Genomic DNA, 16,310 nt, shown 5'->3' on the forward strand with positions numbered 1-16,310 from the left:
GTGGTTTTGAATGAAAATTAATAGTGTTGTCCAGAAAAATTTTTACATTTTACTTTGTGTTGCTATGTTGAGTACTTCTTTCATAGCACCTGTTTCAGCAGCATCTGCTGCTACAATGAAGGTTAATATAATTGAGTACGATCCATTCCCGGCACAGATCGGTGAATATGTTGATGTGAGCGTGAAAATAGAGAATGTCGGCTATGGTCGTGCAGATGCAGTTTCCTTAAAGATGGAGCCTGAATACCCATTTTCACTTGATTCGCAGAACAATGCAGTGGAATTTATAGGTATACTCTCTCCTGAGGATGCAGCAGTCCATGAATATCGCCTGTATGTGGATGAGAATTCAAAGGTAGGCACCGGTACGGTTGATGTCTATTATCAGATATACACAGGAGGCTCATGGTACAAGTCCTCCTTTGATCTGAAAGTAGGTTCAAATACATTTGACAGTAAAGGAACTATAGAGCTTAGAGGGATATCCTGTGATCCGGTTGTGTTTATGCCGGGGGATGTTGGCACTGTAAGCTTCACTCTCGCAAACACGGCAACTGAAAGTTCGGTGACCATTGATGATGTGGACTATGATACCAACGCACGTGTTCAGTCCGGTGTTCTCAAAGGTGTCGAAGGTATCGATGTAACAAGTGACAGTTATGTAGGTTCCGGCGTTATTGGTCCGGGTGATTCCATAACTCTAAGTTACAATATTGAGCTGACAGATGATGCAAAGGATGGTACCTACTATCTGGATTTCGCAATGGTAGGCAATTCCCATACCTACAACAATAACTGGAGAATTCCTGTAAAGGTTGATTCCGCATCTGTGAAGGTTATACCTTCAAAACCAATGGAACTTCTAAATGGTGAGGGTACTCTTGAATTCGACGTTGCCAATATGCATCCCAATACCCTCAGTTCTGTAAGTGTGAAACTGAGTGCAGATGGAATTGATTTCTCTCCGGAGGAATACTTTGTCGGTTCAATGGATTCTGATGAACTCTTTACCATAGAGGTGGATGCAAAATCTGACATTCAGGAATCATCAGTTCCGGTAACCATCACGGTCGATTACAGGAATGGTATAAATGAGCACAATACCGAAGTTGCTGTCCGTGAATTGAAACTCGTAAATGAAGCAGAGGGAAATAGTGGAAACCTTGCAACGGTAGGTATCGGACTTGCAGTATTGCTTGGAATTCCTGCAGTTATATTCATGAAGCGCAGGAAGCAGAACAACTAAGGTGAACATTATGCTGAGTCTGAAACATTCCTTCAGGATGGCAATAGCAAGCATTAGCAGCTCAAAAATGAGATCTGCATTGACAACACTTGGTATTGTCATAGGTGTGGCTGCGGTCATTGCCAATGTATCACTGGGTGCCAGTTTCAACCAGTACTTTACCGAAGAGATAGGTTCAGTAGGAAACAATTTCATTATAGTCGAAGGCAAGACCTCTAATTTATTTCATGATGACGAAATGGAGCTTGTGAAAAATACACCGGGTATCGTGGGTGTATCTCCTTTGAGTCAGGAAGTAGCCCAGGTAAAGTATATTTCCACCATGCGGCAAATTACTATCCAGGGTGTTTCAGAGGATTATGAGGAAGTAGGCAATATCCAGATGGAAAGTGGAACATTCATCGACGATAAGGACAAGTATGTGGCAGTTATCGGTCATGATGTTGCTTATGACAAGTTCGACCGCAAGATATCTAACAAGAATACTATTGAACTTACATTTACAAGACCGGATGGCGAGACCATTACAAAGCAGTTCAAAGTGAAGGGTATCGTGGACAGCCCTGAAACAACATTCGTGCAAAGTGGTATAGAACCGGACGAAAGGATCTTCATTCCGATCTCAACTATGAATGAGATTATGGATCAGGACTATTACTGGGGATTCTTTGCAGCGGCCACGAGCCTGGAGTCTATAGGGGATGTCACAAATGAGCTTGATAAGAGACTTGCCAGGGATCTTGGTGTTCCTTTCAGAGACCTTGATAATGAAGATGCCAAACCATATTCTCTTATGGACCAAGGTGAAATACTGGAGGAGGTTGGCCAGTTATCAACTGCTCTGAGCTCACTGCTCACGTCAGTTGCTTTAATATCTCTTATCGTGGGCTCTATCGGAATAATGAATATCATGCTGGTGACAGTTACTGAAAGGACAGGTGAGATCGGTATTATGAAGTCCCTCGGGTATAAGAACTATGAAATACTGTCCCTTTTCATGGTGGAATCCATAGTTGTAGGGCTGTTTGGTGGTGTACTGGGAATTGGCCTTGGTGTGGCTGGTGCCTATCTTGCAGACAATGCAATGGGTCTTCCTTATGTATTTCCGGTGGATATGATCCTGATAGGTATGCTGGTGTCGTTGGTGGTTGGTTTGCTTGCAGGTATATATCCCGCCAACAAAGCTGCCAGGATGAATCCGGTAGAGGCTCTTCGACATGAGTAAATTAAAGAGGTATTGGAATAATCAATAGGAATAACAGGATAATGGAGGATAAAATAAGATGTTTGATGAATTTGTATTTGTGATAATTCCATTTATCATGTTCTTCCTTTTCTTTGGAATAGGGATACTTGGAACTTTGTTCTGGCTGTGGATGCTTATTGATTGCGCTATGAAAGAACCCTCTGAGGGAAACGATAAGCTGATTTGGGTAATTGTTATTATCTTTACTAATCTGTTAGGTGCACTTGTCTACTTCTTTGTAAGAAGGCCAAAACGAATAGAAGAATATGGCAGGTAAATCTCAGTATGCAGTACACATCAGATAATATCAAAGCACTTCAGGGCATATAAGGTATCTACCTATGATAAAAACGAGGCAAACAAATGGCTGAAATAGAGACCGCTCTTAGGGAATTTGTAATGGTTGCTTATAAGAAGCAGACCTACATGAATATTCTATATCTGCTATTCTCATTCCCATTGGGAACTGCTTATTTCGTATTTCTGGTGACCGGTCTGTCACTGGGCTTCGGGCTTTTACTTGTCTGGATAGGCATTCCTGTACTTGTGCTTGTTTTTCTTGCATGGTGGGAGATCGCATCATTTGAACGCCAGATGGCAATATGGTTATTGGGTATTGATATTCCTTCCATGTCGCTGAAACCTGTTAATGAAAAAAGTATTCTTGGCAGAGCTTTATACAGGGTAAAGAGTCCGGTTACCTGGAAGGCTCTCTTATTTCTGTTAGTAAAGTTCCCATTGGGGATATTCTCGCTTGTAGTTATGGCATTTTTGGTATCTTTGACATTAGGGATGTTAATTAATCCAATTCTTTATCTTGTGGGTGAGAGCTTTGCCAGTAGCTTACAGGAAGCCATTCTTGTTTCTATTTCCGGGATATTTGTGGGGCTGGCATCCATGCATGTGCTGAATCTGCTGGCGCATATCTCAGGAAGCTTTGCTAAAAGGATGTTAAGTGGCTATGAAAAACAGGCAGACGTTAGTTTGGTCGAAGAAATGAACTCTTAATCTTTTATCTTGTTGAGGTTGCTATAAAACTCAAGTATAAGGCTTGTTTTTTCATTATCAAGATTCAACCGGAATGTCCTTATCTGTTTACCAAGGGGTTTTTCGATAACAATACCACTCCTTATGAGTGGTGTTATAACCCTTGCAACACTGGAGTGTGACAATCCTGTCTCGTCTGCAATCCCTGAAAGATATGTTGATTCTTCCTTGTGTGCAATAAGGTTCTTCAGAACTGTCATCTGGGCCGTCTTTCCAAAAATCTCTTCCAGCGTATCCATTTATTATCTTATTCAACTATTCTGTTATGGCTTATAAGATTTTCTTTTATTGGACAAGTTGTTTACAAAAACAGAAACTCTTTCATATTTGGAAAGGTTTTAATAATATAATTCTTCTATATTTTATGAGCTTGTTTCAGGTAGAATTATCATGCATTCAGAAAACATTAACGAGAAGATTCTTTCACTTCTGGAAGAGATCCCTGGGATAACTACCGGGGAAATCTCAGACCAATTGTCAGTTTCCATGTCGCTTGTTGAGGATACGTTAAGAACCATGTCGGATATACGGCAAAAGATCCTCATCGTGGATGATGAGATGGATGCACTGTTGGCTCTGAAAGTAGCATTAGAAGCCGAAGGATATAACATTGTAGAGGCAAAAGACGGGTATGAGGCTATAGAGAAGGTACATTCTGAAATACCTGATGTTATATTGCTTGATCTTATGATTCCTGGAATTGATGGTTTTGAAGTCTGCAGACAACTGAAATCCGATGCAACATATAATCACATTCCTGTCATAATGCTCACAGCACGTGGAGAGGTCGATGACAAGGTTGAAGGAATTGAACTTGGTGCAGATGACTATGTGACCAAGCCATTCAACCTTAAAGAATTGAAAGCACGCATAAAAATGATCCTGAGAAGAAATCAGGATATATAATTATTTTTAATTGATCTATGTGGAACGGAAAAAGCAGATGGAATCTAATTCTCTTTGCTGTAGTAGTCTTGCTTTTGATAAGTTCCATAGTCTTCCTCTGGATGAAGACCAATCTGGAGGTAAGATCAGTTGTTGAGGAACAACACCAGAACCAGCAACTGTTGTTAACCCAGCAGATATCTGACAATATAGAAAGATCCCTCAATGAGAAGGTTTTGTTACTAGAGGTTATTGCAAAAAAGGACACTGGTGTGCCGCCTGATAATTTTGCATCAGATCTTAAAAGTGTCTATGATGTTGCAGGAATGTTCTACGTGGTGGAATATGTCTCAGAGAACGGGACAATCGTTTCAGGTTATCCTGAAGAACATGTACCCATTGGTTTCAATCTTTACGAGGATGACCAGGCTCGTGCCTTTGAACGCATAAAGGAAAGCAAAGAGGTCTATATTACAGTCCCCTTAAAGCTTATGGAAGGCAATTATGGTTCTTTTATATGGGTCCCTATTTATGAAGGAGATGATTTCAGAGGAGCTTTCATTGCTATTATACGGGAATCTGACCTTAAGGACCAGTATGTGGTAGAGTCCAATTCATCAAGTTATGCATATCTTCTTGATGACCGGGGAAGGTTGCTCTATGATGAGTCAGGGAAACATGAAAGAGGTACCATCTATGCTGAAATTTTAGGTTCGGATTCTTCGGGATTACTTGATATTATTTCAGAACAGGTGAATGGGACGGATGGAAGTGGTAAGTATCTTGTTTTCGATAATCATAGTGTAGTTGAGGAACGGCTTGTATCCTATTCTCCCATAAACTGGTATAATCAGAAATGGTCACTGGCGCTTACCAGTCCCTCTTCTGAAGTAGACCGGCTAATTGTATCGGTTTACCTGAAATTGTTCATTGTGGTTGCTGTTTCAGTTTTTTTTATCATCTTTGTTAGCTCATTCGTTGTTATCATTTTATTCAACTGGAGTAAGAGTCTTGAAAAGGAGGTTGATGACAAGACCCAGGAACTCAAGGAGTCAAATGATTCACTACGTGGAGCAAACAAAAAGCTCAAGGAGCTTGACAGGTTAAAGACTGAATTCCTATCAATTGTTTCTCATGAGCTTAAAACTCCGCTGACTGCAATGCGAACATCAAGTGAATTCCTGCGAGAGGACGATGTATGTGATGTTTCTCTAAGGCGTCAAATGCTTGATATTATCATAAGGAACATCGATCGTCAATCCCGGATGGTTGATGACCTTCTTGATGTTTCCCGAATTGAATCCAACCGCATGAAATTTCTCAGGGAACCGGTTGATATTGAGGATGCTATAAACGTTTCTCTTGAGGTGCTTGACACTATCATCAGGGAGAAAGACATGAGTATCATAGTAAATGTTCCTGATAATCTTTCTCTAATCAATACTGATAAAGACAAACTTGTTCAGGTATTTGTGAATCTTTTGAACAACGCTGTAAAATTCAGTAATAATAATAGTATAGTCACAATTGATGTTGATGATGCTGATGACGGTGTAAAAATAACCGTAAGTGACAACGGCATTGGAATGGGTCCTGAGGAGCTTGAAAGGATATTCGATAAATTTTACCAGATAGACAGTACGTCCACTCGTAAGGTTGGAGGAACTGGCCTTGGCCTGTCAATTGTCAAAGGAATTATAGAAGGCCAAGGTGGAACGATAACGGTACAGAGTGAATTAGGTAAAGGAAGTGTTTTTGTTTTCACATTGAAAAAACAATAATAATGGTACATGAATAATCGTAGCAACAACCGATTGTATCGGTAAAAAAGAACTTGAGATTATCGATGTGGTGTTCGGTAACACTACACATTCTAAATATATCATAAGTAGGATTGCAACTGGCCTGTAAAAATCGTTGGTGGGGAGTTTAAAGCTTATTCTGCCATGCTCGCAGGCAAGAAAAGAGGCATTTGATCGCGTGATAAAGAACGCAAAGAAAATGGTGCTGATGTAGTTGTCAATGTGAGGTTCACAACTTCCCAGAATAGCCGGTGCAGCTGAGTTACTTGCTTACGGAACTGCAGTTAAGTTCAAGGTTATTTGACCAAAGGATATTTACTGTTCTCCCGGGAACATCGGGATCATTAAAGTAAAATTACTTCCATTGTTAATCTCGCTTTCAACCTGAATGCTTCCACCATGCATTTCCACGAATTCTTTCACAATTATGAGTCCAAGACCCGCTCCTTCAAATTTCCGGGTGAGTGAGGAATCAATTTGTGAGAATGGCTGGAACAATTTATCCATATCATATCTTTCCATGCCAATACCTGTGTCTTTAATAGACGCTTTTAACATTTGCTTATCCTTTGACACACTGACTTTGATATCTCCGGATTCGGGGGTAAACTTTATTGCGTTGCTTATAAGGTTATAAAGAACTGTTTTTATTTTATTTTCATCAGCATTTATGGTCTTTATATCTTCTTCAAGCTTGAATTCCAGGTTTATTTTCTTCTTTTTTGCCATTGGCAATGTTGAGTTCTTTACATCTTCGATTATCGCAGGAATAGAAAACTCTTTTACTTCAAGTTCCTTGTTTCCTTCTTCAACAGCAGATAGCTCTATCATGGAGTTGACTAGAAGGAGTAAGCGGTTACCGCTTTGTTTGATAACATCGATGTATTGTTTCTGCCCTTCATTTGTGGGCCCGGCATACTCTTCGTAAAGAAGGTCAGAATATCCGATTATAAGGTTCAGGGGTGTCCTTAGTTCATGGCTGACATTGGCAAGGAATTGTCTTTTAGTACGATATGCGTTGTCGGATATCAATTTAGCAAAAACAAGTGCTTCTTCGGCATTTCTTCGATCAGTGATGTCTTCCCCAGATGCCAGTACTCCTGCAATGTTCCCATCTTCATCTTTTAGCAGGATGTTATGCCATGCAAAGATTTTCGTTTGGTTTTTGATGTAGCTGGGAGCCTCAAAATAAGGGCGAAGTTTTATTTTTCCGTCCATCATTTTTGAATAGTCACTTTTAGCTTTTTCCTGAAGCTTTTCAGGAACTGACATCTCAAACCAGTTCTTCGAAATAAGATCTAATTCGGAACATCCAAACAGTTCCCCGCCCTTTTTGTTAACTAGTTTGATCTTACCTTCTCTATCCATGGCAAAAATGATAACTCCCACAATGTCAAGATATTTTTGCGCCCTGTCTCTCTCTTCTTTGAGTTTGAATTCTATTTGTTTCAATCTGGCTATATCGACCATAAGTCCGTTAATGCCTATGAACTCTCCATTTTTGATTATGGGGCGGGATGTTGTATGTACGTAACTTATTGAGCCATCTTTTTTGACTATCCTGAACATATAAGGTTTATGCTCTCCAGAAACTGTTTTTTCAATATCTTCAAGCAGTCCGCGGATATCGTCAGGATGAACATGTTTTGTAAAATGAGTCCCAAGGACATCTTCTATTTCATAGCCGGTTATATTTTTGATTACAGGGTTAATATATGTGAAATAGCCATCTGTATCCACAGAAAAAAGTACGTCATTAAGGTTATTGAGTCTTTCAGTGTAAAACTCTTCTATTTCTTTTGCTTTAGATTCGGCTGTTTCTAATCTGGCACATAGCTCTTTTGTTTTTTCTTTAAGTTCCCTTATTTCCTTCTGACATTCGTCATTATAAGGTTCTTTTTTTGAGCTATGGTCTTCTGCTTTCATTTTTTGACTAACCGCCACGCATTATTATATTTATGTGTTATATTATATTCCGTACCTTTGCTTTATTGTTAATGAGATTTGTGGTCGGAATGGTCTAAACAGCGACCAAATATGAGGGTAGATGAACTTCCATGTGTTCTTAATCTCCTGCACATAAAGACAATGAATTATAGTTACTAACTTAACATTTTTAACTTATCATCCAGAAATGTCTCAATCCATTTTCTTGCGAAGCTAATCTTTGATGAACAATCAATAAACGCCTCAGCAATCAGATTTTTCATATGATCCAGATCTTTCACAAAATTGCGAGAAATAATTCTTTTGACACTTTTCCAGATGAATTCGATTGGATTCAAGTCGGGTGAATATGGAGGTAAATAGACCAATTCAATATCATTTGCCTGTGCAAATTCCACTGTATATTTTGCTCGATGTGATCTAAAATTGTCGAGAATAATTACGATTCTCTCTCCCATGTTATTGTTTTTAACAGCTGATAAAAACGAACATACATCCTCCTTGGTTGAATGTTCTTTGAAATCAATAACAGAATTACCATTCAATGCATAAAAACCGAAGGAGTTTGCTTTTATCCTGGTTGTGTTTTTGAAGATGGCAGGTTTATTGAAAGACCATAAACGAACCGTATTTGATGTTGTTTGGGGAGATGATTCATCAAGAAATCCGATAACGCAATCATCATCGATTAACGGTAAGTTTTTTTTAAACAATCTTCTGCATTTTGTGGTCTTCGATAATCATGCGCATATGGTTTGGCATGATGCATGCCAAACTTCTTCAAGATCACTAGTATTTGCTTAATGGTGTATTGAACCTTAAATTCATTATAAATGAGTTCCTGAACTTCTTTTGTAGACCAATCATCTCTTTCATGTAACATGTCCCTTAGTTTTTCTTTTTGATCATCAGTGAGTTTGGAAGGACATCCTCCTGAAAACCTAGGCTTTAATCCTTCATATCCGTCTTGATTCCACCGCTCTTGCCATTGATATGCAACGGGTTTTGATATCCCTACAAGTTTAGCTGCTTCATTAACAGAAGCTCCTTCATAACGATGTTTAACAAAATATAAACGTTGTAGAACTCGTGTGTCTTTCTCTAATGACTTAATATGTTTAAGCAATTCTTCTGATGAAAGATGATGCTTTATCGGAATTTGTTCGGGTTTAGCCATACAGTATTGTTATACTCAATTAGTATTAATAGTTTGGTTAATAACTATAAATATGGGGATGTCTGTAGCCCAATGAAACCAGTCTTTAATTTAGTAAAATTCCCCGTTATAATATTTCGGGGGCTGATATATAAATATTTATGCGGCAGTGAATATTCATGTAATATGTATTTGTTTACATATTTTATTGATATTTGAAAAAAACAGTACGCCGAGGTTGGGAGACGAAAATACAAGTATACGCCTATACATTCACTGCAGTATAATATAGGACAGGTTGAATATCAAGTTTCTGATGATTTACTAGTCAAAGATCAGGCCAAAATCGATGTATCTTTTATTCTGAGAGTGTGATTTGTAAACGCAGTCCAATATTTACCTTCTTCAAGAGCTACATTTTCTAGGTTAATTAGGATACTATTTAATGTTTCCCATATCCCTCTAGAAAAGGATGAAAAAGGCACGTGCATCTCTCTTCAGCAAAATGTGGGGTCGGGGGTGAATCCTGGTCGCTACATGGATGTAGTTGCTGTTTTCAGCCCTTCCCCGAAGAAAAGAATCGATGCAACCAAGGCTTGCACTCCGATTATAAAATGTAACCCGAATTGCAGTTCGTTTCCTGATAGTTTTGTAGAATATCATGCAGCTATTGCAAACTGGGCAATAGCCAGCATCAGGAACATTAACTCCGCAGTCTTGTTATTATTCATCATGCTGCCGTATTCTTCTCTTTTTGAGTAATTTCTTCATGTTCAGATTCTTTTTCTTAATACATATGCAGCTCCTAATCCAGTCATTAAGATCAGTATGGATACTGCCAGATAGAACCATATCGATTCTTTTTCAGGGTTTGTATCTGTTTCTGTTGCCATAGAGGTATTTGGAACACTGGTTTTCGGGTTTTGGAGAGGGGACTGAACTTCTTCATCCGTGATTATCGGGATTCTGCGATGCCCGTCCGGGGGTGTAGGATCGAGCACATGCTGCGTTATTTCATTGCCAGAAAGCCCGTACATGCTGAGATGGGATACATTTGCCCAGATGTATCCCTCGTATTCCTTGTCGTAAATGACATCATTTGTGGTATTTACTCCAACATCGTTTACCCAGTCCACATCATTTGACAGTTTCTCCCATATTCCGGACAATTCATTGAACCAGTAAACACCTATGGATTTTTCATCGATATCTCCGGGATCATTCGCATCACCATCACCGGTTCTGTCAAGGTCTTCAACAGTATAGTAAATAACGATCGTTGCCCAGTCTATATTGTTTACCGTAGCGTTCAGGACATTTTCAGTTACATTTATGTCCAGATATTTCCCAACATCCTTTTCATTCACCTGGGTCAATACGTGAGGAACATCTGTTGAGTTATAGGTAGCCAGTCCGATAGTGGGTTTTCCAGGTTTTCCAAGTTCGATCCAGATAAACACGTCCATCTCTTTGATAGCATCAACAGTTATCGAACTTACAAGTGTCTGATATTCTATAGTCTGATTAAGGGTCTTGAAAGAATCCAATACCGCGTAGTGGTCGAAAACATAGGGATGGGATAGCATCACAACTGTCTGGGGTGAAGTCCAGATATCATAAGCGGTATAGAACCTGTCATAGTCCGATTCCTGCATCTTTGCCAGATCATCCGGTGAGGAGCTATTCAGGATGCCGTAGCTTATATTGCCTGCAGTATTGTTCTCAAGACCTGGTCTTCCAACGATCAGGATGTACGGTTTGCTTGAATAATTGGCTAGTTCTTCAGGCTGGAAAATTGTGACATTGCTGTATTTATTAAGATTTTCTATGAACTTCTCGGTATCTTCATCCGTGTCATAGGTCATCCAGATCTCTTCCACGTTGGGAGCCAGTGAATAGGGGTCTTTTGAATCGTTGATACCATTACCCCTCGTATCGCCGAATACCGGGTTCGTACCGTTCAGAAGTTCGGAATAATCATCGAGACCGTCGCCATCCGTGTCGTTGTTCAGGGGGTCCATCCAGTTTTCAATTTCCTCATTGTCACCAACACCGTCACCATCTGTATCATTAAGCAGCAAATTGGTATTATACAGGCTCTCATTGCCATCGTCCAAGCCGTCCCCGTCGGTATCAGGATTTCGGGGGTCGCTACTCTGGTTATATTCCTCCCCGTCAGGCAGCATATCCCCGTCAGAATCCGGATTAAGCATGCTCGAGTTAAATGCAAGCTCTTCGGAGTCATTGAGCCCGTCGCCATCCGTGTCGTCATCTCTTGGATTGGAGTAATTCAGGTACTCATAATAATCCGAGACTCCATCTCCATCGGTATCATATAGCCAGGGGTCGGTTCCAAATATCATTTCAAGGTTATCATCCAGACCATCGACATCACTATCATAACCTTTAATGTTCGTCCCGAGCACCCATTCAACGTAATCTGTCAGCCCATCATCGTCTGTATCCACATCTCTGGGATTTGTAAAGAAGTTGAACTCCTGATAATCAGTGAGTCCATCATAATCGGTGTCATTGATCAAAGGCTCACTCGTCACGTTTACATAGAAGACACCGGTTGAATTTACAAAGGACACAGCCCAGCCGTTCATCTCCTCAATATTCCTCAGACCTTCCCCATCTGTGTCACTATCGGGATCAAATATATCCGGAGGGTAGTAGACCTGTGTTTCATTGAACTTCTGGATGATATTATTCTCCTCATCTGCAACATAGACACAACCATCCGGACTGACACCAATTCCCCACGGCCTTTCAAATTGCCCATCGGATGAACCTTCACTACCCCATGCCAATTCATGCAAACCATTGGTGTCAAATCTTAAAATCCGATGATTATCACGGTCCGATACAAAAACATTTCCTTCAGAATCCGCATTCATTCCATATGGGGTGGAAAAAGTCCATGGGGGATATCCGGGGATGGACCTGATAAAAGTACCACTGCCACTGAACTTCTGAATGCGATTGTTACCCATGTCGGCAACATATACATATCCATTGGAATCTGTTGCAATCCCACTCGGATGATCGAATTTTCCAGCCACGGTTCCCAAACCTCCCCATTGTGTGCCAGTGTAGACACAGTTAATATTGTACTTTTTCACTAAATGGTTCACACTATCAGTGAGATATAAATAGCCATTTTGATCGGTTGCAACGTCGTATATTGGAGTAGCAAAACTAGCAGTGTTCGATAGTTGGTTACCATTCAGATCGTACACAATAACTCCGTTATATGCGCCATACGGGTCGGCCATGGCAACAGCAACGACGTTATAGATATCATCTGCAATTCCATACCCATAATAAGGTATTGACCAGCTTGTTATAAAGGTTCCACCGGAATCGAATTTTTGAACACGATTTCTGTCAAGGACATACACGTTTCCGTTTTGGTCAACTCCAACGTCACGGCAGTAATCAAATTCTCCATTCCCTGTTCCTTCACTGCCCCATTTTGTAACAAACTCCATGGCAGGAACAAGTTTTGGATTTGCCACATCGTTATTTCCATCACCGTTAGTATCCTTTGACCGTGGGTTTAGATTGCTGTAGTATTCCGTCTGGTCATCCAGGCCATCGCCGTCCGTATCGTTCAAAAGTGGATTTGAGCGCACCGGTATGTTTATCGTCTTGCCATCAAAGTTGAAGGTGATCGCCCATCCGGTTTGTTCCATGTAGTCTGACAGTCCATCGTCATCGGAATCCCAGTTCAAGGTATTGGTGCCGTAGAAAAGCTCCATTTTGTCATTCAATCCGTCCTGGTCAGCATCCCAATTATTTGGATCTGTCCCGATGTCCAGTTCGTATTTATCGCTCAACCCGTCCCCGTCGGTATCCCATTTCATCATGTTGGTGACCGTTTCTTCCGAGTCGTTCAACCCGTCGCCATCACTATCCACAGGATACGGGTTGGGAGGCATATCCATGGTAAAACACCAGTCTTCATTACCAAGTATACAGACCTTATAGATCATATGAGCCCAGTCCTTGAAATCTTCAATATTTTCGGGCAACACGTCAAAATAAACAGTAGGGATATTAAGGATCTGGAAACCTGTTTTTTCCCTGTCGTATGTATGCCATCTCATATCCCATTCTATTTTTTCTTCGATGTAATAGTATTTGTAGTCAACTTTAAAGAAGGCTCCCTGCCCGAAATTGATGGTCGGTCTAACAGGCTCCAGCCATGCCTTGGCAGCGTAGGTTGTATTTGTTGAGTTCGGATACTTCGAATCGTATGCGACAATATCAGTAGACTCATTGTATGAAGCGAAATACGAATTCTTCCACAGTAACGTGTATGACGGGATAACATAACTCTTCTCAACGTGTCTGTACCAGTCGCCATATTCTGTTTTTGTTACCGTGGAATTCACGAGGCTTTCAAATTCCACACGATCCCCCACGTCCAGCCCGTTATCGTCATAATCCAGAATGTTTATTGAGTTCTCCAATATTTGCATATCGACTGTAGTTGCCTGATGTACTTCCATGAACTGCCCCACAAGCCAACCTATCAGATCTGCAAAACCAGATCCAAATATGCTGGCTATAGCATCAGCTATCATTATTATGGCAGCAATTACCTCTCCTATGGGTCCTGATAGCAAAAGAAGTGCAAGGATCACAAGATAGATGGTCATTGCAGTAAGATATACGGTTGCCTGTAAGGTTGAACCACTATCCAGAAATATTATGAAACCAACAACAGCAAAAGCGGCTTCAAGTGCAATTGCTGCAAAAGTAATGACCTTTCCTGCAACTTTCAGGACTTTTATTGCTTTAGTGGCTGCCTGTGCGGCTGCTTTTACACTAATTCCAATTGTAACTTTGATAGCACCCCATAGAGCTTTTCCAAATCCGACCAACTTGATCGAGGTGAACAAATATACGCCAAAAATGGCGAGTTTTATCGTGGGTGTAAGATACCTGAATCCATCTGCTTTAATTTGAGCTTTCACATCCATTGCATTCTGGAAACTAGTGTATACCCCGTTTAGTCTGGTCACCGCTGATTCACCGAAATTCCATAAAAGCGCCATGCTCATCATGGAATTAATTGTGTTTTCATCAAGCCCGTTGATCTGTCCCCAATTATCCACTTCAGTTAAAAAGGACTCCACATCAACACTTTCGTCTGTGGTTGTGTCATACCAGCTCATCTTGATGGTTTTCATGACAATGGCAGGAGATGGGGAGGTAGTCAGGTCGAAATCAAATGCATTTCCGTTGACGCACACGTCGCCAGAAACAAGATCATCGATGCCCTCACTGGTAAAGCTGAATTGATATGCGGCAATTAGTGGAAGTATCTTGTTTTCAGGCAATGATCCGAGTGCTTGCTCTTTCATTTCGGACGTTGTGTTAAACACTGCCATATCCCGATGCGAGACCGATCCGATCTCAGAATTGATGGTCAAATTCGCATCTATAAGCTCGTCAGGCATATCATATAATGTCGTCTGGTTATCCCTGAGATACGAAAAGGCCATTAAAAAACCTGCCAGCAATGTCTGGTTCACACTGTCACCGTAGAACATGCCAACATCAGTACCATAGTTCTCTTCAACGTCAAATCCAGTGAGCATGAACCCTTCTTTATATTTGGCAAGAGTGACGATTTCAGATTCTATTTCCCCGGCGTTCTCATTATCGGTCTTTCCTTGCACCAACCAGACCAGACTTGTGTTAATAGAAATATCCAAAGGACTTGATGCTGGGAAGAACATCCTGCCCCCAAAAGCAACGTTGGTACCATAATCCTTCACGACAGTCAGGGGAATGTACAGCCTGTCAGAGGAAACCACAATACCATATTCCAGCAGGTCAGACTGGTCAGGGATCACGTTTGATTTTAATTCGAGCATGGGAATGAGCTTGATATCATCAGTTGAATTATCTAGGTCCTTCATCTGGCCCTTTTCGTCATACGGCCAATCCCAATTCTGCAATGCTAACCTCAAATTGTCAGGATTCTGAGGCTTTATCTGGAATGTGAGATATGTCGGGTTTCCATTTGTTCTTATATCAAAAAGGAAGTTGTCATTAAGACTGGAATGTGAGTAGGGGGACAGGTCTATTGAATCCATCACTCCATCATCATCGTTGTCAAGGTCCCATATATTTGGAAAACCGTCACCATCAGCATCAAGGGACTCGATGTCTGTCACTTCAAAGTAATCCGACAGCCCGTCATGATTTGAATCCGGTTCAAGCGGGTCCGACTTATAGAAAATCGATTCATTATAGTCGTCCAGCATGTCAAAATCAGAATCTGTGTTATTAAAATCAGTTCCAAGAACCGCCTCAACAGAATCGGGCAGTCCGTCGCTATCCGTATCCGTTATGTTTGTTGAAGCGTCTATAAGTCCGACCACGTCCATATTGGTGTTGATCTGGTTCTGAGAACTGAGTTGAGACATCATTTCCAGAGCAGCAGCAGTACCTGTTGAAATGTAAGAAGGTTCTTGAAGTGATTCCTGTCTGCTTGATGCAGCTGCTGGGTAGAACTGGGCAGCTAATAAGATAACAATAATCATCAACTTACAAGTTCCACTAATTTGCAAAACTATACCACCGAACTCTAATAAATTAGAAAATGTTAATGTATAATAAAGTTGTCATTTGTTCGTAACAAAGTTGTTTTAGAAATCAATATTCTGCGAAGTTTTACACCCTTTGCTCACTGGTGCTGGATTAGAAAATGGCTCAGGACATCGATGAATGAGTACAAGGATATTTATATAAATATCTATGGAAGTCCACATTCATCCCTGCATATATTTTATCAAATAAATTACATTCTAAGTTATCACCATGTGGCATCTAAATTTTGAATGAATGATTCATAAACATGTATGTTTTCCCAAAAAAAAGCGCAGGACTGCCAATCGGTCATAGATGAATAATCTTCAATAAAAACGCTGGAATTTGTATCCATTTTGACTCTCACTATAG

The 16,310-nt window shown here is 40.5% G+C and carries 10 protein-coding genes and 1 pseudogene; 7 read left to right on the plus strand and 4 right to left on the minus strand.

Annotated features, from left to right (window positions below; translation table 11 throughout):
• The first annotated feature begins 10 nt into the window (after window positions 1–10).
• From WN948_RS10500 to WN948_RS10515, 4 genes are all read left to right on the plus strand, one after another.
• Complete coding sequence (locus WN948_RS10500) at window positions 11–1,246, plus strand: hypothetical protein (protein WP_342304153.1); 1,236 nt, start codon at window positions 11–13, stop codon at window positions 1,244–1,246.
• 10 nt (window positions 1,247–1,256) lie between these two features.
• Window positions 1,257–2,471, plus strand: coding sequence for an ABC transporter permease (locus WN948_RS10505; protein ID WP_342304154.1), 1,215 nt, complete (start codon window positions 1,257–1,259; stop codon window positions 2,469–2,471).
• Between the two features lie 58 nt (window positions 2,472–2,529).
• Window positions 2,530–2,769 (plus strand): PLDc N-terminal domain-containing protein, encoded by a 240-nt coding sequence (locus tag WN948_RS10510; protein ID WP_342304155.1) that lies wholly within the window; start codon window positions 2,530–2,532, stop codon window positions 2,767–2,769.
• 86 nt (window positions 2,770–2,855) lie between these two features.
• Window positions 2,856–3,500, plus strand: a complete 645-nt coding sequence (locus tag WN948_RS10515) for a sensor domain-containing protein (RefSeq protein ID WP_342304156.1) — start codon at window positions 2,856–2,858, stop codon at window positions 3,498–3,500.
• On the opposite strand, the gene WN948_RS10520 is transcribed toward WN948_RS10515, so the two are convergent.
• Complete coding sequence (locus tag WN948_RS10520; protein ID WP_342304157.1) at window positions 3,497–3,778, minus strand: MarR family transcriptional regulator; 282 nt, start codon at window positions 3,776–3,778, stop codon at window positions 3,497–3,499. The two genes, WN948_RS10515 and WN948_RS10520, sit on opposite strands and share 4 nt — an antisense overlap.
• Before the next feature lie 151 nt (window positions 3,779–3,929).
• Between WN948_RS10520 and WN948_RS10525 the strand changes: the two genes are divergently transcribed.
• Window positions 3,930–4,445, plus strand: coding sequence for a response regulator (locus WN948_RS10525; RefSeq protein WP_342304158.1), 516 nt, complete (start codon window positions 3,930–3,932; stop codon window positions 4,443–4,445).
• Between the two features lie 17 nt (window positions 4,446–4,462).
• Window positions 4,463–6,205, plus strand: a complete 1,743-nt coding sequence (locus tag WN948_RS10530) for a sensor histidine kinase (RefSeq protein WP_342304159.1) — start codon at window positions 4,463–4,465, stop codon at window positions 6,203–6,205.
• A gap of 336 nt (window positions 6,206–6,541) precedes the next feature.
• Here the strand turns inward: WN948_RS10530 and WN948_RS10535 are convergent, their stop codons facing one another.
• Together WN948_RS10535 and WN948_RS10540 are read right to left on the minus strand one after the other, a co-directional pair.
• Window positions 6,542–8,152 carry a PAS domain-containing sensor histidine kinase gene (locus WN948_RS10535; protein ID WP_342304160.1) on the minus strand — a complete coding sequence of 537 codons (1,611 nt, stop codon included), beginning with the start codon at window positions 8,150–8,152 and terminating at the stop codon, window positions 6,542–6,544.
• A 176-nt stretch (window positions 8,153–8,328) separates the two neighbouring features.
• A pseudogene (locus WN948_RS10540) lies at window positions 8,329–9,350 on the minus strand (IS630 family transposase).
• 498 nt (window positions 9,351–9,848) lie between these two features.
• Here WN948_RS10540 and WN948_RS10545 point away from each other — a divergent pair.
• Window positions 9,849–10,091 carry a hypothetical protein gene (locus tag WN948_RS10545; protein ID WP_342304161.1) on the plus strand — a complete coding sequence of 81 codons (243 nt, stop codon included), beginning with the start codon at window positions 9,849–9,851 and terminating at the stop codon, window positions 10,089–10,091.
• Between the two features lie 11 nt (window positions 10,092–10,102).
• On the opposite strand, the gene WN948_RS10550 is transcribed toward WN948_RS10545, so the two are convergent.
• Entirely contained in the window at window positions 10,103–15,892 is a 5,790-nt protein-coding gene (locus tag WN948_RS10550; protein WP_342304162.1) for a hypothetical protein, read from the minus strand.
• Between the last annotated feature and the right edge of the window lie 418 nt (window positions 15,893–16,310).

The organism is Methanolobus sp. ZRKC5 (assembly GCF_038446525.1).
Lineage (GTDB): Archaea > Halobacteriota > Methanosarcinia > Methanosarcinales > Methanosarcinaceae > Methanolobus.

What these genes read in the sequence shown, in the direction of transcription:
- WN948_RS10500 (WP_342304153.1), top strand. Translation starts at nt 11, where the DNA reads ATGAAAATTAATAGTGTTGTCCAGAAAAATTTTTACATTTTACTTTGT.
- WN948_RS10505 (WP_342304154.1), top strand. Translation starts at nt 1,257, where the DNA reads ATGCTGAGTCTGAAACATTCCTTCAGGATGGCAATAGCAAGCATTAGC.
- WN948_RS10510 (WP_342304155.1), top strand. Translation starts at nt 2,530, where the DNA reads ATGTTTGATGAATTTGTATTTGTGATAATTCCATTTATCATGTTCTTC.
- WN948_RS10515 (WP_342304156.1), top strand. Translation starts at nt 2,856, where the DNA reads ATGGCTGAAATAGAGACCGCTCTTAGGGAATTTGTAATGGTTGCTTAT.
- WN948_RS10520 (WP_342304157.1), bottom strand. Translation starts at nt 3,778, where the DNA reads ATGGATACGCTGGAAGAGATTTTTGGAAAGACGGCCCAGATGACAGTT.
- WN948_RS10525 (WP_342304158.1), top strand. Translation starts at nt 3,930, where the DNA reads ATGCATTCAGAAAACATTAACGAGAAGATTCTTTCACTTCTGGAAGAG.
- WN948_RS10530 (WP_342304159.1), top strand. Translation starts at nt 4,463, where the DNA reads ATGTGGAACGGAAAAAGCAGATGGAATCTAATTCTCTTTGCTGTAGTA.
- WN948_RS10535 (WP_342304160.1), bottom strand. Translation starts at nt 8,152, where the DNA reads ATGAAAGCAGAAGACCATAGCTCAAAAAAAGAACCTTATAATGACGAA.
- WN948_RS10550 (WP_342304162.1), bottom strand. Translation starts at nt 15,892, where the DNA reads ATGATTATTGTTATCTTATTAGCTGCCCAGTTCTACCCAGCAGCTGCA.